The sequence below is a fragment of the Nonomuraea insulae genome, from assembly GCF_042656245.1.
In genome coordinates this window covers 1-18,589 of record NZ_JBHSPA010000003.1, presented here as the reverse complement: position 1 = coordinate 18,589, position 18,589 = coordinate 1, and the positions used below count along the sequence as shown (strand labels likewise).

The 18,589-nt window shown below is 66.3% G+C and carries 25 protein-coding genes and 1 tRNA gene; 14 read left to right on the top strand and 12 right to left on the bottom strand.

The features are described 5' to 3' along the window. Nucleotides 1-27 precede the first annotated feature (27 nt). Entirely contained in the window at nt 28-396 is a 369-nt protein-coding gene (locus ACFPZ3_RS00555; RefSeq protein ID WP_379511888.1) for a VOC family protein, read from the top strand. A 3-nt stretch (nt 397-399) separates the two neighbouring features. Continuing rightward, nucleotides 400-771, top strand: a complete 372-nt coding sequence (locus tag ACFPZ3_RS00550; protein ID WP_379511887.1) for a VOC family protein — start codon at nt 400-402, stop codon at nt 769-771. Nucleotides 772-893: 122 nt separating this feature from the next. Here ACFPZ3_RS00550 and ACFPZ3_RS00545 read toward each other — a convergent pair whose 3' ends face one another. The 3 genes from ACFPZ3_RS00545 to ACFPZ3_RS00535 are packed head-to-tail and all read right to left on the bottom strand — an operon-like array spanning nt 894 to nt 1,773. Then, nucleotides 894-1,034, bottom strand: a complete 141-nt coding sequence (locus ACFPZ3_RS00545; RefSeq protein WP_379511886.1) for a hypothetical protein — start codon at nt 1,032-1,034, stop codon at nt 894-896. 43 nt (nt 1,035-1,077) lie between these two features. Further along, nucleotides 1,078-1,377, bottom strand: coding sequence for a DUF4241 domain-containing protein (locus ACFPZ3_RS00540; protein WP_379511885.1), 300 nt, complete (start codon nt 1,375-1,377; stop codon nt 1,078-1,080). Nucleotides 1,378-1,404: 27 nt separating this feature from the next. Beyond that, on the bottom strand, nt 1,405-1,773 hold the full coding sequence (locus ACFPZ3_RS00535; protein ID WP_379511884.1) for an Mth938-like domain-containing protein: 369 nt from the start codon (nt 1,771-1,773) through the stop codon (nt 1,405-1,407). Nucleotides 1,774-1,964: 191 nt separating this feature from the next. On the opposite strand from ACFPZ3_RS00535, the gene ACFPZ3_RS00530 reads away from it, so the two are divergent. The 4 genes from ACFPZ3_RS00530 (at nt 1,965) to ACFPZ3_RS00515 (ending at nt 4,816) form a co-directional block, all read left to right on the top strand. Then, nucleotides 1,965-2,765 carry an alpha/beta fold hydrolase gene (locus ACFPZ3_RS00530; RefSeq protein ID WP_379511883.1) on the top strand — a complete coding sequence of 267 codons (801 nt, stop codon included), beginning with the start codon at nt 1,965-1,967 and terminating at the stop codon, nt 2,763-2,765. A gap of 43 nt (nt 2,766-2,808) precedes the next feature. After that, entirely contained in the window at nt 2,809-3,354 is a 546-nt protein-coding gene (locus tag ACFPZ3_RS00525; protein ID WP_379511882.1) for a GrpB family protein, read from the top strand. Between the two features lie 206 nt (nt 3,355-3,560). Continuing rightward, nucleotides 3,561-4,103, top strand: coding sequence for a hypothetical protein (locus ACFPZ3_RS00520; protein WP_379511881.1), 543 nt, complete (start codon nt 3,561-3,563; stop codon nt 4,101-4,103). Between the two features lie 398 nt (nt 4,104-4,501). Further along, on the top strand, nt 4,502-4,816 hold the full coding sequence (locus ACFPZ3_RS00515; RefSeq protein WP_379511880.1) for an SCO4225 family membrane protein: 315 nt from the start codon (nt 4,502-4,504) through the stop codon (nt 4,814-4,816). A gap of 481 nt (nt 4,817-5,297) precedes the next feature. Here ACFPZ3_RS00515 and ACFPZ3_RS00510 read toward each other — a convergent pair whose 3' ends face one another. From ACFPZ3_RS00510 to ACFPZ3_RS00500, 3 genes are all read right to left on the bottom strand, one after another. Then, entirely contained in the window at nt 5,298-5,564 is a 267-nt protein-coding gene (locus ACFPZ3_RS00510; protein WP_379511879.1) for a hypothetical protein, read from the bottom strand. Nucleotides 5,565-5,643: 79 nt separating this feature from the next. Beyond that, nucleotides 5,644-6,579 (bottom strand): CU044_5270 family protein, encoded by a 936-nt coding sequence (locus tag ACFPZ3_RS00505; RefSeq protein WP_379511878.1) that lies wholly within the window; start codon nt 6,577-6,579, stop codon nt 5,644-5,646. Then, nucleotides 6,579-7,142, bottom strand: coding sequence for an RNA polymerase sigma factor (locus ACFPZ3_RS00500; protein WP_379511877.1), 564 nt, complete (start codon nt 7,140-7,142; stop codon nt 6,579-6,581). The genes ACFPZ3_RS00505 and ACFPZ3_RS00500 overlap by 1 nt, the downstream gene beginning before the upstream one ends. Nucleotides 7,143-7,578: 436 nt before the next feature. Between ACFPZ3_RS00500 and ACFPZ3_RS00495 the strand changes: the two genes are divergently transcribed. From ACFPZ3_RS00495 to ACFPZ3_RS00485, 3 genes are all read left to right on the top strand, one after another. Continuing rightward, entirely contained in the window at nt 7,579-8,520 is a 942-nt protein-coding gene (locus ACFPZ3_RS00495) for a hypothetical protein (RefSeq protein ID WP_379511876.1), read from the top strand. Between the two features lie 482 nt (nt 8,521-9,002). After that, nucleotides 9,003-9,320 (top strand): hypothetical protein, encoded by a 318-nt coding sequence (locus ACFPZ3_RS00490; protein ID WP_379511875.1) that lies wholly within the window; start codon nt 9,003-9,005, stop codon nt 9,318-9,320. A gap of 109 nt (nt 9,321-9,429) precedes the next feature. Then, complete coding sequence (locus ACFPZ3_RS00485; protein ID WP_379511874.1) at nt 9,430-9,939, top strand: hypothetical protein; 510 nt, start codon at nt 9,430-9,432, stop codon at nt 9,937-9,939. A 63-nt stretch (nt 9,940-10,002) separates the two neighbouring features. Here the strand turns inward: ACFPZ3_RS00485 and ACFPZ3_RS00480 are convergent, their stop codons facing one another. The 4 genes from ACFPZ3_RS00480 to ACFPZ3_RS00465 form a co-directional block, all read right to left on the bottom strand. Beyond that, nucleotides 10,003-10,671, bottom strand: a complete 669-nt coding sequence (locus ACFPZ3_RS00480; RefSeq protein ID WP_379511873.1) for a DUF4352 domain-containing protein — start codon at nt 10,669-10,671, stop codon at nt 10,003-10,005. A gap of 780 nt (nt 10,672-11,451) precedes the next feature. Continuing rightward, nucleotides 11,452-11,616 (bottom strand): hypothetical protein, encoded by a 165-nt coding sequence (locus tag ACFPZ3_RS00475; RefSeq protein WP_379511872.1) that lies wholly within the window; start codon nt 11,614-11,616, stop codon nt 11,452-11,454. A 796-nt stretch (nt 11,617-12,412) separates the two neighbouring features. Then, nucleotides 12,413-12,502, bottom strand: a tRNA-Ser gene (locus ACFPZ3_RS00470). 187 nt (nt 12,503-12,689) lie between these two features. Further along, on the bottom strand, nt 12,690-13,253 hold the full coding sequence (locus ACFPZ3_RS00465; protein ID WP_379511871.1) for a YceI family protein: 564 nt from the start codon (nt 13,251-13,253) through the stop codon (nt 12,690-12,692). A gap of 103 nt (nt 13,254-13,356) precedes the next feature. Here ACFPZ3_RS00465 and ACFPZ3_RS00460 point away from each other — a divergent pair, with 103 nt between their 5' ends. Further along, nucleotides 13,357-13,851, top strand: a complete 495-nt coding sequence (locus tag ACFPZ3_RS00460) for a MarR family winged helix-turn-helix transcriptional regulator (RefSeq protein WP_379512044.1) — start codon at nt 13,357-13,359, stop codon at nt 13,849-13,851. Here ACFPZ3_RS00460 and ACFPZ3_RS00455 read toward each other — a convergent pair. After that, the gene (locus ACFPZ3_RS00455; RefSeq protein WP_379511870.1) at nt 13,846-14,343 is read right to left on the bottom strand and encodes a SigE family RNA polymerase sigma factor; all 498 of its coding nucleotides are present in this window, start codon (nt 14,341-14,343) and stop codon (nt 13,846-13,848) included. The two genes, ACFPZ3_RS00460 and ACFPZ3_RS00455, sit on opposite strands and share 6 nt — an antisense overlap. Before the next feature lie 217 nt (nt 14,344-14,560). Here ACFPZ3_RS00455 and ACFPZ3_RS00450 point away from each other — a divergent pair, with 217 nt between their 5' ends. Beyond that, entirely contained in the window at nt 14,561-15,505 is a 945-nt protein-coding gene (locus ACFPZ3_RS00450) for a hypothetical protein (protein ID WP_379511869.1), read from the top strand. A gap of 5 nt (nt 15,506-15,510) precedes the next feature. Then, on the top strand, nt 15,511-16,302 hold the full coding sequence (locus ACFPZ3_RS00445) for a MauE/DoxX family redox-associated membrane protein (protein ID WP_379511868.1): 792 nt from the start codon (nt 15,511-15,513) through the stop codon (nt 16,300-16,302). A gap of 103 nt (nt 16,303-16,405) precedes the next feature. Here the strand turns inward: ACFPZ3_RS00445 and ACFPZ3_RS00440 are convergent, their stop codons facing one another. Next, nucleotides 16,406-17,587 carry an AAA family ATPase gene (locus tag ACFPZ3_RS00440; protein ID WP_379511867.1) on the bottom strand — a complete coding sequence of 394 codons (1,182 nt, stop codon included), beginning with the start codon at nt 17,585-17,587 and terminating at the stop codon, nt 16,406-16,408. A 262-nt stretch (nt 17,588-17,849) separates the two neighbouring features. Here ACFPZ3_RS00440 and ACFPZ3_RS00435 point away from each other — a divergent pair, with 262 nt between their 5' ends. After that, nucleotides 17,850-18,308: a MaoC family dehydratase gene (locus ACFPZ3_RS00435; protein ID WP_379511866.1), complete on the top strand. Its 459-nt coding sequence runs from the start codon at nt 17,850-17,852 to the stop codon at nt 18,306-18,308. 33 nt (nt 18,309-18,341) lie between these two features. Further along, the gene (locus ACFPZ3_RS00430) at nt 18,342-18,542 is read left to right on the top strand and encodes a sigma factor (RefSeq protein ID WP_379511865.1); all 201 of its coding nucleotides are present in this window, start codon (nt 18,342-18,344) and stop codon (nt 18,540-18,542) included. The last annotated feature ends 47 nt before the right edge of the window (nt 18,543-18,589 follow it).

Sequence of the window (18,589 nt, the reverse complement as noted above, 5' to 3'; positions counted from 1 at the left end):
TCTGCACATCGACGAAAGGAGCCCGCGATGAAGCGACCCGTACTCGGCAGCCTGCTGCTGTCCAGCACCGACCCGGAACGACTGAGCACCTGGTACGTCTCCGCGCTCGAACCGGAGGAGAAGACCCATGTCAACGGGTATCAAGTGCTCAAGTTCGGGGAGTTCTTCCTGTTCATCGACACGCGGACGGACGTGGCGGACAAGAATCCCGAGCCCGGCCGGGTCATCCTCAATTTCGACGTCGAGGACGCCCGGGCCGTCGTGACCCGGATGGAGCAGGCGGGCGTGCGGTGGCTGGCCGAGCTCGAGGACCGCGACGGCAGCCTTTTCGCCACCGCGATCGACCCGGACGGCAACTACATACAGATCATCCAGCTCAGCGGCAAGGAGATGTGAACGATGCTCGGCACGACAAAGGCGTTCAGCGGTTTCTCGGTCGACGACACCGAGGCCGCGAAGAAGTTCTACGGCGAAACCCTGGGCATCCGGGTCACCGAGGAGCACGGCCTCCTGACACTGCACCTCGGGGGCGGCACCACGGTCCTGGTCTATCCGAAGGGCGCCGCGCACGTACCGGCCACGTTCACGATCCTCAACTTCCCGGTCGAGGACATCGACAAGGCCGTGGACGAGCTGACGGCACAGGGGGTGCGTTTCGAGCGCTACGACGGCATGCACCAGGATGCCCGGGGCGTGGCCCGCGGCGAGGGCCCCCCGATCGCCTGGTTCACCGACCCGGCCGGCAACATCCTGTCCGTCCTGCAGATGTAGCCCTGCCGCCCGGCTCCCTTTCAGGGGCCGGGCTCATTCCTGGTCAGATACCGCTGGACGAAATAGACCAGGAGCGAGGCCGCGATAAATCACCGGACAATTCCTACGCGCGCCGCGATTGCTCAGGCCCCAGCCCTGTCAACACAGTTCCACGCCAAGCGGAACCACGGCCGACTGCTCTCTTCAGCCCAGGGATTCTCCGAACATCCCTGGCCGGTGTCGACGGCGAATCCGAAGAACGCGTCGTCAGCCAGCTCGGCCATCCGCTGACCAGGCCGCAGCGCCATCTCCCAGGAAACGACCGTCTCACCCCGAGATGACGACCTTGGCAGCGGCCGCTCTCGGACGCGCGCCATAGGACGCCGTTTCGAACCGCGCAATGGCGAGCACCACCGCATAACCGCCCTCTTTCACGGTGTGTGCGAATGCCTGAGTCTCGTCCTCCGGCCCCGAAATACCCATGCCGTTGTCACGGGCGACGAGCCGACCCGTAGGAAGCAATTCTGCCGCCTCACGCAGCTCGACACGCAACGTATCGCCGCTGGGCCATGGAAAACGCGCGCCTTCCGTGAAGATCGCATCGAAATCCGCCGGCGGAATCGGCATCCGTACCGTCCTCTTCCACAGCGCTGATCAGCAGGTGGAGTGAAACAAACCGCCCACCGCCACCGTCCGGGCGAGCAGGTTGTACCGCTGAACGGCCGCGGTCGTCTCCTCCAGGTAGACCTCGATGCCTTTTTCCTTCAGCAGTTCCAGCGTCTCGGGACAGATCTCCAGCACCAGTTGCATGCCACGGGACAGGACGATCACCTGGCTGCCGTGGTCGACCAGCTCCTGCACGTCCGCGGGCTGGATGCCAGGCTCGTGCCTGGTGCCGGTCTCGTTCCAGTCCCAGGGACGTCCGCCTCCGGGGTGGAGCTTGAAATCCTTGCCCTCACCAAGCCCCTCGACCACCATCCGGCCCCAGGAGATATGCGTGATCAGCGGGGATCTATCCTCCATAGCGCGAGACTACTTCGAGCACGTCGCCGGCGTAAGCCTCCGACCGCTCACCTCGACGCCCTGACGTGATTCGGAATCACGGCTTTCATCGGGACTCGGCCTGGGCTACTTCGAGCGCCACCGTCTCCGGCACTATGGGCACTATCCGTTCGAGGCCCGGGACGACCAGGTGCACTGACCGACTGGGCAAGGTGGAAGGCGAGATGGAAGCAAGCGGAAAACGCGTGATCGGCGAGGTGCCGATCGTGGCGGAAGACCATGGCGGGCGCGGCCAGGACGTCCTGCTCCTACATGGCGGCGGACGGACGCGCAGGGATTGGGATGTCCTGGCGGGGCTTCTCGTGAGCAACGGGTTCCGCCCGGTGTCGATGGACCTCCGTGGCCACGGGGAATCCGGTGAAGCACCGTGGTCGTGGCGAGAGGCACTCGCAGATGTCGAGGCAGTGGTCAGGGAGTACGAACTCCGCCAGCCCATGATCGTCGGACATTCACTCGGGGGAATGGTCGCCGCGCTGTGGGCCGGGGAACATCCGGACTGCCCGTTGGCGGTCAACCTCGACGGCCATGGCAATCCGACACGCCCCGACCAGTTCTTCGGCCTGGATGAGCCGTCAGCGACACAGGCCTGCCAGGAGATGACGTCGTTCCTGGCGGAAATGGGCCAAGGGCTTCCCGAGTCCTTCCTGCAGGTCATGCGCGAGATAGACACCCTCGACCTGTTCGCCGCCTATCGAGCCGCACGTTGCCCGCTTCTTGTCGTCAGCGGCGATGCTCTGGCGTTCGCAGGCGTGTTCCCTGACCATCTCGTCCCGGCCTGGAATGCATATTGCGTTTGGACGCGACGAGAACTCGAAGCAGTCGTGAAAGAGTCTCCCCTGGTCCGAGAGACTTCCCTGCCCACGGGACATGATCCGCATATCGAAGCCCCCGACACCTTGCTGCGACTGCTGATCGAGCACGCGCGGCAGGGAGAACGTTCATTGCGCCCTTAATCTTCTCAGCGCAAGGCGACCCCAGAACGTGGACAATCGGAGCATGGGAGATCCGATCGAGATCGTTGATCACGACCCGGTTTGGCAGGTGGAGTTCGCCGCGATCGGGAGAGCGTTGCGCGGGGCTCTCGGTGATGTCGCGCTGCGGGTGGATCACATCGGCTCGACGTCCGTGCCCGGTCTGGCGGCCAAGCCGGTCATCGACATCCAGATCTCGGTGCGCTCGCTGGAGCCGCCGGCCGTCTACAAGGCTCCGCTGGAGCGACTGGGCCTGGTGCATCGCGCGAACAACCCGGAGCTGACCAAGCGATATTTCCGCGAGGCGCCGGGCAGCCGCCGTACCCACATTCACGTACGCGAGCTCGGCAGCTTCTCCCAGCAACTCCCCCTGCTGTTCCGCGACTACCTGCGCGCCCACCCCGTCGCCGCGGCCGAGTTCGCGCAGGCGAAGCGACGATGCGCGAACCGGTTCCGCGAGGAACGACAACAGTATGTCTCCGCCAAGGAGCCTTTCGTCTGGGAGATCGTGCGGTGCGCCGACACCTGGGCTCAGAGCGTCGGCTGGCGGCCAGGCCCGAGCGACGCCTGACCCGACCCACAACAAAGACCTGAACACCTCCGCTCGACCAAAGGTGACGTACCGCAGGTCAGAACCTGTCCCGGCGGCCAAGGTGCTGCTGCCAAGGGGATGAGTTCGTTCGGCATCCTTGGAGATCGCGTGCCTGTGACCGCCACGCTGGTCCGGCCGGGCGGCGGCCGCCGCCCGGTGTCGGACCGTATCGATACGGTGCTGCCGTGGCTGACATTCACGAACTCATGGTCGCGATGGACCTGCGTGGCGACCTGTCCGAGACCGAACTCGCCGAATTGCGCTGGCACCTGGGCCTCGGCTCGCGGCCCGAGCACATCATCGAGGAGACGATCGTCGTCAATGAGGTTCTCGATCTGCTGCCCGACGACCAGGAGCCGGTACAGGATGAGGTCGGCAACTGGGTGGTCAAGGAGTTTCCGCAACCGGCGTGGGACGACGGGTCGCCGTACGCGGCCTCGAAGATTCCCGGCGCCGGCTGCTCGGTCCTGGTGCGCACGAATGACCACGACGACGAACGCTGGGCGCTGACCTGCCGCTGGGAAATCCACCCCGACGGGCATGCCGGCGTGGCAGAGCTGATCGACTGGTTGGCCACCCGACTCCACAAGAACGAATCCTTTTTCGGTTACCAACGCTGGTATGAGAACGCTGAGCCGGAGCTGCTCAGCATCCGCGACGGGAAAGTCGTGACGCGTCGTGACGGCGCACTCGCCCCACCGTTCTGGGATGAACCCGACATGGACTGAGCCGTCCTGCCGGGCATCTCATGGAGTAGCGACGTTCCAAGCCTCACCTGCCTGTTCAACGGCCAACGCCACGATAAAGGGCTCACCATGTCACCCTTGAGACGTGAACGAGCCACCGCCCGTTGATCAATTCGCCATTTGACACCACGTCCTGGTCGGCTCGCCAGCTCCCCCTCGAATGAGAGCTGCACAACTGACGGCGGGAAATACACCTCGCGCACGGTGAGGGTGGCAAGCGCCGGCTATCGGTTACGGGAGGGCTATAAGCCGTCCGCTCAGCACGCACGTTCGCCGGCGACAGCGGTCCAGCATCAGATCCATGATCATTGTACGGATATTGCACAGCCTCGATGGGTACGCTCAGCCTCCTCTGCAGGACGTCGAAGGAGCGTGACCGCATGAGGCAGTACCGGAATGGCCGTGTCGCGGCAGCCGTCGCCGGTGCGTACGCCAGCCTGGTGGTGCTCCTTGCCGTCGTCTCAGCGGTGATCTTGCTGACCGTTCAGGACCCGATCCTGCTGTCCGGCGTCGCCCTCATGCTCATCACATTTCCCCTTGGGCCGCTCATCTGGTGGGGATGGGATGCGGTCCCGCCTCAGATGGCGGACCCCGTACTGCTCATAGTGATCCTCACCTGCGCGGGCCTGCTGCAGTCGTATCTGATCTGGCGCCTCTCGCGCGGCCCTTCGGTCACCGAGGGCAGGACTGCCTGATCCCATCAAACGATCAGGCAAGGCGCTGAACTGGCTTGAAGGAGGCTATCCCGGAGCCTGAGGCCGCTGCCGGAGGAATACTTTGGAGTGACGCGTCATGTGTGCTTGCTCGAATGCGGTCGGAGACATGAATGGCGAATCGTCGTAGGACGTGGGGCCGGGAAGCGCGTAAGGCTCTGCTGAGCTGGACCTACTGGGTGGTCGGCTGCTTCTTGGCGATGCTGGCTATCGATCTCATTAGCGAAGGACCAGAAAGAATCACGACGGAGTATCTCATCGCGCGGCCGATTGTTTTCGGGATCGGCTGGTTCGGCGGGGTGCTGGTCATTCGTTGGTGGGCACGTCGAGCGGCTGACGATCCGGATAAGACGGACGATGGCGGCTCGGGGCCGGCAGCGCAAGGGCAAGGGCATTCTCCAACGGCCACCGACGCTCCTGTCCCTCCTACGAGCGCAGAATAGGCTCCGGAGGGCCGAACGGTTCAAGGCTGAGAATTCGCATCTTGAGGTCGCGAGGACGAGGTCCCCGTGGGCGGCCGATGTGCATGCGCGGGCTGAGGCCGTCCCAGCCGCGATGTGCGCCTGCCGAAGCGGTCAGAAAGCCGCCCGAAGACGAGTAGCGCCGGTATGAGCGCCAGCGCGTACGTCGCGAAGACCAGCGTCAGCACCTCGGCCGAGAACCCGAACCTGGCCTGGTACTCGATGTAGAGCGGGGTCGGCACCTCGGTGCCGGCGATCAGCACCAGCACCGCGGCGGTGATGACCGCGAAAGCGACAGCGTCGCCCCCGGTAAGGCGCCTTACTGGCAAAAACGGGCCGCGGCTGCAATCAGGAGCGTTGGCCGGGCTGGTTCACGATCTCGGCTTCGAGCTGGGCGGTCAGGCCCACGGTGCCCGCCTTGAAGGTCTCCTTGCTGCCGTCTGCCCACTGGTAGGTCCGGTCCTTCAGCCGCGTTGAGTTGGTGCCTAGGTAGCGGAAGGTCGCCGGGTCCAGGATCAGGTAGCTGCGCGCTTCGGCGTCGGTGAGGCTGAACGCCACGCCTCTCCGTCCGTCGGCGACGGGCACGTCCTGGGTCACCGTGATGCCCTTGATCGTGGGCAGCGCGCGGAAGAGCGCGGCCCGCACCTCGGGGGCGAGCCATTGCTCGGTTATGAGCTGGTTGATCTCCATGAACAACATCTCCGGCGGGACGTGGCCGTTCAGCTCCTGCGGCCCCCGGCGGTCTTCGTCGAGGACGGCCGCCTTGATCCTGGCGATCACCCCGGCCGGAGTGACAGGCGGTTTGGCCAGCTCGGCCGGGTTCATAACCGCGCTGCCCTGGAACATCAGCTTGCCGGCCTGGTACCAGGCCGACCGCTTGCCGTCCACGCTGGTCCACCGTTCCCAGGTGTCGCGCTGATCTCGGTCGACGTCCCCTTCGACGCCGGTCAGCCGCAGTTCCTTGGTGTAGAGCCACTGGGCGGGGTCCGGGGCGGGTGTGGGGTCGTTCTCGGCCGCACGGGCGGCGCGCTCGCCCAGCTCGGCCACGCTGGCCACCGGTGCCATACCCGGCTGGTCTCGGAGCGCCACGACGGTCCCGCCGACGACCAGGGCCAGCGCCGCCGCCGCCGCGACCCGCCAGCCAAGCCTGCTCGCCCGGGTCGCGGTTCGCTTCCGTGCGGCCCCCGGCTCGTGGATCGCCGTCATCAGCCGTGCCCTGGCCGCGTCTGCGGCTTCGACGGTCATCGCCGGGGTGTTCCGGCGAAACTCCTTGATCGCGTTCATCACAGCTCCTCGTCCCCGAGTACGTTCCTGGCCTTCTTCCGCGCGCGGTGCAGCCGTGACCGTACGGTCCCCACCGGGATGTCCAGCGCCCGCGCCACCTCCTCATACGACATGTCCTCCCACGCCACCAGCAGCAGCACGTCCCGATCCCCACGTGGCAACGACGCCAGCGCCCCCGCCAGCTCACGATCCCTGCCCTGCGCCGTCACCCGGCGCGTCACGGTGTCGGCCAGCGCCTCAGGCAGAGGGTCCACCCCGGTACGACTCAGCGCCCGCAGCAGCCGCTCCTCCTGCCGCCGATGTCTAGCGATCAACGTGGTGGCGATGCCGTACAGCCAGGGCCTGGCCAGCGCGAACGACGTGTCATACGTCCCACGCCTGCGAAAGGCCGCCAGGAACGTCTCTGCCACGATGTCGTCGGCGGCCTGCGTGCCGAGCCGCCGCGCCGCGTACAGATGGATCTGCTTGGCGTAGCGGTCGAACAGCGCGGCGAACTGCTCTGGGTCGTGCGCCGATCGACGAATCAGTTCTCCGTCGTCGATCTCGACCGTCTCAGCACTCAACGCCTCTCCTTCGTGAGTTGGTATTTCACCGTGTTGTCTCCCGAAGGGCGTCACCGGGTTCCCTGGAGCCGTGACGCGGCGGCAAATGTGATGCCGCCGCCTGCAGGCGGCAGGCACGCCTCCATGAGATCCGTGATCGTTGCACGTATTGCACGGCAGACCGCTGCGGCGGAACATTCAGTCGATGGACCCGGCGATGGACTCCGCCGCGTTGTGAGTCGGTGTAATGACCCTTGCCATCCCCGTACCCCGTGAGAGGCTCTCTGGGAGCGGCTGGCAATGGTAGTCAATCAGGACCGCTGCTCCCTCTCCCGCGTCCCTGGCCACACGACGCACGTGCTTCCCGATATCGGGCGGGCGACGGTCGACGTACATCTCCAGCACGGCCAAGGGCCGGAATACCCTCGACGGGATTCCTGGCCCTCTTGGCGGAAAAGTGGCTTACGACCTCATCCAACAAGATCACTCGATCACGGAATGTCGGCGGATTGGTCCGTGTGCAGAGTCGCTGGATCCGGCCGCCGAAAAGCGTGATCATGATGAGATCTCCTGCTGCGAAGATCCCTTGCTTATGAGGCGACGAATGGCCGTGGTGGGTTTTCTGGTGGCCGCATCCACGGTGACTGCAGCGCCGGCCGTACGGGCCGATGCCGTGATGGATCCGGCCGACGCTATTCAGCGCCAGCTCGTCCCAGGCCATGGGGTGAAGATCGTCCAGCGCGCCCGCTCGAAGTGGTTCGACAGTTGGTCTTCCCTCAAGCCGGTGCGCGGCGTCGTGGGGTTCGGCAAGGGCGAGATCGTGGCCACAGACCTGACGAACTTCAACCTGGGACGCCACGGTATCCGCAACATCTGCATCGGAAAGCGCGGCTACGAGTTGTACGCCAAGTCCGACCCGCCGCTGCCGCCGGGCAAGAGTTGGGTCACGTACGAATGGCCGTGCCAGCTCGTTCTGAAGTCCGGCCACCATGTCAGCCTCAGCAACCCGGCCACGCTAAGAGCAGTGTTGGCCACCACCGCGCGCAAGCGGCCCGCCGGGGTTTACGACGGTGTGCGCACCACCCTCTACGAGGGCACCATCACTTTCGCGCAACTCCACAAGGCGAACCCGGGCATGCGCATCGGCTTCCGCAGCAGGCCCACCGGCAAGTACGCCTCCTGGAAGGTGTCCTGGCGGTTGTGGATCGGCCGTGACCAGCTCGTCCGCAGAGCATGGAGCGCGTGGCACGACCCGAACGACAGCCCCGACAGGTCCGCCGGAGAGAACCCGTACTACAGCTTCGAGGAGGATCTCCGATTGTCGGACTGGGGGATGAAGGCGGACATCCAACCCCCGCCCGCGGATGAGACGGTTTCGTCGGAGGAGTTGGATGACTGACTCGTACGTCACGCCGGCCACTTGGCCAGTTCCGCGCGACGCGCCCACCTCGCCGACCTGATCATCCCGTCTGCCGTCGTCCCGCCCGCAGGGGAAACGGGCCAGGGCCACGGGTGCCAGATGGAGCGCCTCACTGTACGAACGATCTGGTGCGAGCTGGGCGGCTCGGCCACGATGAGGGCATGACGGAGAACGGATCAGCGCAGCCGCCGACGGCGGGTGGAGGAGCAGGCTTGCGCTTGAGCTGGGCGGCAGTGAGCGCTCTGGCGGGTGCGATTGCCGCCGTGGTCGCGCTGGTCGCCTACCTGGCGCCGCCGGCCCCGCCTCCGCAGTCCCAGCCCGACGCGGTAATCCCCACCCCGGCCGCCTCGCAGTCATCGTCACCAGATCCGGTCACCACCCGGCCCGCACCGCCGACCCCGAGTCCATCGCCTGAGTCCAGCACGCCCCAGCCACCAATGCCAAGCTCCACGCGAGCGGTCGTGGAATCGTCCGCACCGCTGTCAGCGGTCCGGCCCGGCGGCTGCGACGAGGCGGCAGCGGCGCTGACCGCATACCGCCGGGACGCCGGGACCGCCCGCAGCAGCCAGGCAGCCGCGGCCAAGCAGACGTACCTCGACCTGATGGGCGCAGTCCTCGACGCGCAAGGAGTGGTGGGGTCGAAGATCAGTCGGCTGGCCGCCGAATTCCAGGAACTGAACTTCCGCTTGACCGGCATGACCGGCGGCGATCCCAACCAGGTGATCGGGGATATCAATACAGACGTCGCGGAGCTCAACAGGCTGTGCGGATCCATCTGACCTGACGACACGTCACAGCCGAACTGGCGCGCGGAACTTCGGGAACCCGCGTGATCGTGAAGACGACTCTGTTGATCCATCCCGCGCGTGGCCTGTCAAGCTGGTGGGCATGCAGACCGGTTCGGTACGCAGGATTCTGGCCGTCAAGCCGGAAGGTCCGTGGCTGGTGCTCATTAACGGGACCACCTGGAATGTCGAGTCGCGAGACACCGAAATGAACAGGTCCCTCACCTGGTCGAGCATAGGCCTCTTGCCGCTGCTGGAACGGCCTCGGGAGGAAGTGCAGAGGCAAGCCGGGCACGCGCTTGGTCCTGGTGATCCAGACCTCGCCGAGGTCCTGCGCGCGATCATCCAGTGCGCGCTCGCGGGGCCGTCCGAGTATTGGATCTCCCGAGCGCTGCCATGGGTGATCGCGGACGAGGTCGGGCTCTTCGCCGGGTTGCTCAGGGAGATCGCGATCGGGCGGTCCAGTACCCAAGCCACACAGCATGCTGCGAAAAGGCTTCTGAAGCAGAATGTCATTGGTCTACCGAATAGCACCAACGTCGTCGGTAGCTCAGAAGCGTCGCCGAGCGAGGTGCCCGAGCGAGGCAATGAGCGGGCCGGCCCTCGCCGTTGAGCTGAGGGCCGAGCGGCACCAGCTCAACGGCCGAGGTGAATGAACTGCTCGCCGACGCGCCCGTCAGCCGAGCGTCCATTCACCCTTCTGCTGGGCGAAGCCGGAGTTCAACCCAAACTGGAACTTGGCCAGCTTGGCCCCCTCCGGCACCTCGTACACGATCATCCCTTTGCGAGTGTCACCCGTGTTGATCGTCGAAATGCCGCCATAGGACTGCCCCTCGCGCACGTCGAAGTAGGTCGACCGGTACTGCTGCCCCTCACCGTCGATCAGCATCGCACCGTTCGTCGGAGAGTCGTTGTACACCGCCTGCCCGACATTCGAAAGGGTGACCTGCACGGCGACGACCTTGTTGCCTGTCTTCGGCTTCATGAAGTCCTGCGCGGGCGAGGCAGGATTCACCACCTGGTTCACCGTCACCGCCATCTGCAGCCCGGGATCCCGTCCCGCCAAAGTGATCGTCCCACCGACTGCGGCGGTGGGCTGCTCCTGCTGCGCGGGCGGCTCTGTCGGCTGTTGCTGGGCCGGTTCCTGCTGGGCGGTACCATCCTCGACGGCGAGCGGGCCGGACGCGGGCCCGCTGGACGGCAGAACCATATTGGGAGAGTCGGCCTCCGTCACCACGCTCTCACGACTGCTGCCCGCGTCCGAGAACACCACCATCACCACAGCGGCACACCCACCTAACAGCAGCAGCGGGACACCGACCGCGAGCAGCACGATCAGACCCACGTTGCCGCGCTTCGGCGGCGGTGGAGGTGGACTCGTGGGCGGCTGATACCCGTACCCGTACTGCGGAGGCTGCTGAGGCCCACTATGCCGGTAAGACTGCGGTTGCTGGCCATACGGCCCCTGTGGTTGGGACGGGTAGCCCATAAGGCGGCTCCAGAGACGAAGATCCGACTACTTGGGACGTTCCAAAATTCCACTCGGTTGACAGCGAAGCGTGTCCACATCCGGACAGCCCTTCTGGCAAGCGAGAAACGCTGACCTGGGCCGACGCTGGTCGAGTTGCCGCAACTTCCCACGCCTCTCCGCTGATCGCCGTACAAGCCGGGGATAGAACCGTCGGCCGGAGATAGCTCTCACGCTCAGCGGGGCAAAGCCTCGGAGCGGGCGTCATCGTCCCAGGGCGTTCAACGTGGACTGATGCGTCTGGGGGTCGTCCTGGAACCTGCCGGTATGGCTCGAAACTGCAACCCATGGCGATCAATTTAGGAGGGCCTTCGAGGCGGCAGGGAGGACCATATGATCAACTTGTGTCCGATTTCGCGCTTCCTGAAATTCTCGGCCTAGTTGCCCCTGGACTGCTCATCTGCGGCCTCGTCTTGTGGGCGGTGGGCATGATCCGGGCCTTCAGGCAGCGTCGCGTACTCCGATACACCGACCGGTTCAGAGCTGAGGATCTCACCGGGCGTGTCCGTCAGCTCAAGGTCCGCGGACACGAGGAACAAGCAATCCAGCTCGTTCAAGTCGAACTCGGTATGCCGGCGAAAGTGGCCCAATCTTGGGTCAGGTCCATCTGAGGAGCGGGACGTCCTCGAGCGTGAACGCCACCTCCCCAAGCTGCGACCTGAACACCTCGGGAACGTCGCCGACCATGCCCGGCCAGCGACGAAGGTCATCGCTGGCGAATGGCGGGCCCAGCGACTCGTGATCGAAGCCGCGGATGTACACGCCGCCAGGGCAGCGGCAACCGCGTGCACGTTCTTCATGCGGAGATGTCAGCTGCACGACACTGACACTGCAAGCGGCATCCAAGCAGGGTCGTACCACGGTGGATAGATGTTTGGGCTGGAATTAGTCGCCGACCTGGGTGGTTGACGGGAGCGGTGTGACATGTGATTCTCAGCTCAGCGTTCTGGACGCTGGATTCTGTTTTGTGGGTGCGCGGTCGCCGTGCATGATGCGTTGCAGGCTCCAGCGACAGACACCGATTCCGAGAGGTGGCTCTGTCGTGTCTCTGCCCTTTGCTGTCCTGATCACAGTTCTTCCCTGGCTGGTGCTCGGCCTTGTGGCACTCGTGCGTGGGCGCCGAGAGGACATCCCTACCATCATTCGCGCTCTCGCCCGATGGGGGCGCCGTTAACGGCGCGGGGAAGGCCGCAGGCTCTGTCGGGCTGGTCTCCTCACCGCCTATCCCGCCGCCGTCCGCTCACACCGTCCACGACAGCCCCGGCCGGACTCGCTGTCTGGGTGCTCACCAGCGCGGCCCCCTTCGCCCACCTGATCGACTGGGGACGGCCAGGTTTGAGACCACCCGGAAGTCTGGAGCCTCCTGGCACCTGTAAGCCGAACGACGAGCCCCACGGACTCCCCACGTCGCTCGTAGAACCTCAGAGCTGGGGATAACACCGCCTGGCCTTCACAAGGCCATCGAGATCCTCCGAGCCGGCAAGCACACGATTCGGACAACACCCACAAACACCAAAAAAGGCCCTCCCCCCATGTAAGGGAGAGGGCCTCCAACGTGCGGAGGATCGGGGATTTGAACCCCGGATGGGCGGTAAACCCAAACCGCATTAGCAGTGCGGCGCCATAGACCTGACTAGGCGAATCCTCCCGGAAGCCACCGCGGCTCAGCACAGCGTACCGGCCTTCTGGCGAGGCGGCAAAGCGATTGCTCCCCGTGCCTTCACCAAGAGTTATCAACAGCCTGTGGGTAACTCCCTGTGGATGAAGCCCGCCCGGAGTTGGGGCGGGCTTCAGGGTTGTGGATAACCGGGTAACCCAGGCAACCAAACGGAGGGTCAGGCGGCCGGGTTGGCCTCGCCCTCGATCTCGATCTTGATCTTCTTGCCCACCAGGACGCCACCGGTCTCCAGGGCCTGGTTCCAGGTCAGGCCGAAGTCCTCGCGGTCGAACTCCGTGGCGATCGAGAAGCCCCAGACAGCCTGGCCCCAGGGGTTGTTGCCGGCGCCCCCGTACTCGACGGTGAGCTCGACCTCCTTGGTGACCTCACGAATGGTGAGGTCGCCGACGACGGTGAACTCGTCGCCCGAGTGGCTCACGACGCGGGTGCTCCTGAAGGTGATCTTCGGGAACTTGTCGGCGGCCAGGAAGTCGTCGCTGCGCAGGTGGCCGTCGCGGTCCGGGGCGCCGGTGTTGATGGTGCCGGCGTCGATCGTGAGCTCGGCCGTCGAGTCGAGCGGGTTCTCCGCGATCGTGACCGAACCGCTGAAGGTCTCGAAGTGGCCGCGGACCTTGCTGACCATCATGTGCTTGACGACGAAGCCGATGCGGGTGTGCGCTGCGTCGAGGTTGTACGTTCCGGCGGCCGGGATGGTCAGGGATTCCCAGGTGCGGGTGGTCATCAGGGGTCTCCTACGAAAGTTGTGAGGTGGACGTCTGCGGCAACAACTTTCTACACGAGGAATATTCCGCTCGTCAACTATCATCGGTTAGGCTAAGAGCGTGATGAACTTTGACGACTCCCGCTTGACCGCCATCGGACTGCTGACAGAGGTGCACGCCGGGTTGCTCGGCCGCTTTCAGCCCGTGCTGGGCGCCGCGGGGTTGTCGGAGATCGACTTTGAGACGATCATCCGGTTGGCACGTTCCCCTCACCAGCGGTTGCGCATGAGCGACCTCGCGGCGCAGACCGGGCTGTCCACGAGTGGGGTGACCCGGGTCGTGGATCGGCTGGAGCGTGACGGGCTGGTGCGGCGAGAGGCTTGCGCCAGTGACCGGCGGGCGTCGTACGCGGCGCTGACCGATGACGGACGGGAGCGGCTGGAGTCCGTGCTGCCGGAGCATCTGCGCGACATCGAGAGGTGTTTCACCGGACTGCTGGGCACGGATGAGCTGGAGGCGTTCCTGGGAAGCCTGCGGAAGATCAGGGCTGTCGTACGCCCCTGCGCCACGGCCGGCGCCACCGAGGCGATGCAAGCCCCCCAGCGCACCTCTTCATGAGGGAAGCCCCAGCGCGGCCCGGAGCTTCGCCATCGCCCGCGACACCGTGCTCTTGACCGTGCCCACACTGATCCCCAGCGTCTTGGCGATCTCCGGCTCGGTCATGTCCTCGTAGTACCGCAGCACGATGGCGGCCCGCATGCGCTCGGGCAGCTCCCGCAGCGCCTGTTCGAGCGCCTCGTGCACCTCGGAGGAGCCTCCAGGCTCGTGCTCGACCACCTCGGGCAGCTCGTCCGATGGGTACTCCTCCAGCTTCCGCCGCCGCCACTGCGAGATGTTGATGTTGACCATGGCCCGCCGCACGTACCCGTCCAGAGCCCCACGGTCCTCGATGCGATCCCATGCGAGGTACGTCTTGGCCAGCGCGTTCTGCAACAGGTCCTCCGCGTCCAGCGGATGCCCGGTGAGCTGGTGGGCCGCGCGCAGCAGGGCGGGCCCGCGCGTCATGACGTACTCGCGGAACTCGTCTTCCCCACTGGTGGTCTGCTGCATCGTGGCCAGAATCGCAGCCTGATGCCCTTTTAGGCCGGAACCACAATTCAGGTTTCGGCCCGCCGAGGATAAAGGTAGGTCAAGGTCGGTGGCGGTTTGTACGACCGCGTAGGTGAAGGCACTTCCCCGGGGATGCGTATTTTGCTCTCATCTGGGCCACTACGGTGTGGGCCGCCCCCAAGTCATGTGAATCTAGTACCGGACGAGGGAGGGGCGGATGGGGCATCCCAGCGTTGAGCGCCGGCGCGTGCTCGCCGCGGCCGCGCTCGGCCGCGAGAGCGGCGTTCCTGGACCCGAGGCCGGCGGCGAGCGCCTGCGGGCCGTGGCCGGCGAGATCCTGGACGTCAGCCCGCACCTGATCATCATCGAGACCCCCGGCGGCACGGAGGAGCGCCTGGTGATCGCTCCGTGGGCCACCGCGTGGCACGGCGCCGACGCCGCCCCCGCCGACCTGCCCGTGGGCTCCCAGGTGCTGATGCGCGCCCTGCGCGACGGCCGCGTGATCGAACGGATCTGGGCCGACACCACCCGCATCACCGGGACGATCCTGTCCATCCAGGGCCGTAAGGACCTGACGGTCGAGCTCGACTGTGGACCCCACCGGGGCCACCGCACGGTCGTGATCCCGTACCGGGCGTCGGGACGCCTCCAGGTGAGACATCCCAAGTTCGAGCCCGGCTACCTCTTCGACGCGATCGGCGTCAGGCGGGACGGCGCGAGCCTGGCCCTGCTGCCCGCCACCTCCCAGCCTCCGTACCCGGCGCGATCGGTGCCGCCTCCGCCGACGGCGTACGCGGGTCTGCAGTCGCGCATCTCGGGGACGGCCACCTGGTCGGACACGTTCGACGAGGAGGAGCGGGGTGCGGCCTACCCCATGCTGGAACGTGCCGACACCGGCTGCCCGCAGGCCGGCGTGTCGTGCGCGGGCCTGCCGTACCTCGCGGTCGGGTCATTGCTCCAGGTCAGGAACGTGTGTACGGACCGCTCCTCGAACGTGCCCGTGGTGGCGTGCGGGTGCGTGGCCGGGCGGTTCTGCGACCGCTGCGTCGAGTGCGACACCTCGCCGCGCGGGCGGATCGCGGAGTTGTCGCCGTTCTCCTATGTGGAGCTCGGCGGCGAACTGGTCAAAGGATGCTTCAACGCGCAGATCGGATTGGGGTAACGCTCGTGCTGGAATCGCAGCTCCCGCTCCTGATCGTGATGCTCCTCCTCGGTACGACGGCGAAAGTGATCACCGTCGGCTCCGGAGGTGAGCCAGGGTCGTTGTCCAGGCTGGGGCCCGCGGTGCTGGTGCCCGGGCGCATGCAGGCCCCGGCACTGCTGGTGTGCGCGGCGGGTGAGACGGTGCTGGCGGCGGGGCTGCTGCTGACGACGCATCCGCTCTTCCGCTGGGGCACGGTCTGCTTCTTCGCGCTTTCCACGTACGTACTGCTGGAGTTGCGCAGGCGGCGGCCCGACGCGGGTTGTGGTTGCTTCGGCGAGGTGAGCTCGGCGCCGGTCGGACTGCGTTCGATCGGCAGGACGGTCGCGCTGACCGGAATGGCCGGGATGTCGGTGTGGGCGCCGGTGGCGGGGTGGGCGGCCATGGCCCACCCGTCCTGGTACGCGGCCGCCGGGGTGGCCATGCTCGCGATCCTGTCGCCCGAGATCGAGGAGCTGATCGACCGGGTGCGCTACCGCGCCCCCTGCGAGCAGCGCCGCGGCCCCGCCGAGTCCGTCACCCTGTCGAGGCTCAGGTCGAGCGGCACCTGGCGGGCCCACCGGGACGAGCTGGCCTCGGCCGAGCCGTATGACACCTGGCGCGAGCTGTGCTGGCGTTTCTACGCCTTCCGCAACCGCGACGAGGACGACGTCGTCTTCGCCGTCTATCTGAGCGGCCGGCGCCCGGCGGTGCGGATGGCCGTGGTCAGCGCGGAGGACAGCGACTCTCTGACGGAATATACGCCAGTATCGGCCTGACGCTAGAGAGCCCTAGAAAGCTCTCGACAGGCATGGCGATATAGCTCTATTGGGCTGTCTAGCTTCCCCACTAGACAGCCCAATAGAGGTCTAGGGGCGTCGCTCAGATCGGCTGAGCGCGCAGGAACTTCCCGAAGTGCGGCACCGTGAACGCGATCAGCCCGCGCTCGGCGCTGAAGATGAGCCCTTTCTTGATGAGGCTGTCGCGGGCGGGCGAGAGGCTGGACGGTTTGCGCCCGAGCGAGTCGGCCACCTCGGCGGTCGCCACCGGTTCGTCGCCGATCTGCGCCATGGCGTGCATGTAGTCGCGCTCGGCCGGGGTGGCCCGCTCGTAGCGGCTGCCGAAGAACCCGACCGCGAGCTCCTCCTCGGCCTCCGGCGCGGAGACCTTGACGTCTTCGATCGTGATCGGCGTGCGCGGTGCGAGGTCCCAGGCGACCTTGCCGTAGGCCTGCACGAAGTAGGGGTAGCCGTCGGCCGCCTCGTAGAGGGCGTCGAGCGCCTCCTGGGTGAACTCCACCTCTTCCTCACGCGCCGGCAGGATCAGCGCCATGTCGGCCGCCTCCCGGTCGAGCTTGTCGATGCGCGCGTAGCGGAAGAGCCGTTCGGAATAGCTCTTGCTGGCCGACAACACACCCGGCAGGTGCGGCAGCCCGGCGCCCACCACGATCAGCGGCCCGCCCGTCTGCGACAGCTCGTGGCAGGCGGCGCAGAGCGCGGAGACGTCGGCGGCCTGCACGTCCTGCATCTCGTCGATGAACAGCGCGATGCCCACCGCCAGGTCGGTGGCCACGCTCGCCGCGTCGACGAACAGCTCGGTGAGGTCGATCTCCAGGTCGCCCGAGTCGGCGCGCCCGCGGCTGGCCGGCACCTCGATCCCGGGCGACCAGTGGGAGGTGCCCTTGGCCGCGGCCGGATCGCGCATGGCGAACGCCTTGAGCACGCCGAGGAAATCCTCGATGCGCTCGGGCGCGCGGTGGCGCGGAGCCAGCTCGCGGATCGCCATGTGCAGGGCGGCCGCGACGGGCCGCCTGATCGACTGGTCGGGCCGGGCCTCGATCTTGCCCGTGCCCCACAGCCGCTGCATGGCCATGGATTTGAACGTGTTGAGCAGAACGGTCTTGCCGACGCCCCGGAGGCCGGTCACGACCATGCTGCGCTCGGGACGGCCGCGGGCCACCCGCTCCAGCACGACCTCGAACTGCTGGAGCTCGCGATCGCGCCCGGCGAGCTCCGGCGGGCGCTGCCCGGCGCCGGGAGCGTAGGGGTTTCGCACAGGGTCCACGCTCTCGGACTTTATTGCCGGATATAGCGGCCGTCTTAGATTTGGGAAGAAAGTGCTACGGCGTGTCCGGGCAGGGGCCGGCGCGAGCACCGTCATCGGACACACCCCCTCTCACCAGGCCGAACCTCTGTTCGATTGCGGTACCTAGAACTGTAGCGCGGACTCGAACACCTATGCGATGGTTTCGAGTAAAGATCTTTGCAACAGGTCCGGCCGCCCCGAACTTGGCAGCCGTCCCGCCCGCGCAATAGCGTTTCGCCTCATGCGGACCTTCGCGAATGTTCAGGAGCTCAAGGCGGCCGTTGGGGAGACCTTCGGCCCGACCGAGTGGCGCACGGTCACTCAGGACCAGGTCAATCTCTTCGCCGACGCCACCGACGACCACCAGTGGATCCACGTGGACGTGGAGCGGGCCAAGGACGGGCCGTTCGGCGGCACGATCGCGCATGGATACCTGACGCTGTCGTTGTTGCCGTCGTTCATGTTCTCCCTGGTCAAGGTGGAGGGCATCGCGATGGGCGTCAACTACGGCCTCAACAAGGTCCGTTTCCCCAGGCCGGTCCCGGTCGGCGCGCGGATCAGGGCCTCGGGCGAGCTCACCGACGTCAAGGGCACGCCGGCCGGCTACCTGTCCAATCTGAAGGTGACGATCGAGATCGAGGGCGAGCGACGGCCGGCCTGCATCGCCGAGACGCTCAGTCTGTACGTTCCCGCCGAATAACCTCCTCCCGCGTGCAACAGAAGCCCGCGTGACGTGATCCCTGGGTTCGTGGAGGATTTCGACGAGTTCGTCCGGACCCGGGGCGACGCGCTTCTCCGGTACGGCTACGTGCTGGCCGGCAACGCCGAGGACGCGGCCGATCTCGTACAGGAGGCGCTGGCCCGCCTGGGCGACGCCTGGCCGCGCGTGCGCAAGAAGCACGACCCCGAGGGGTTAGGAACTGCTCTCGAATAAGTGTCCATGAGTGTCTTTTAGGTGTCACGAGTGCTGTATGATCTTGT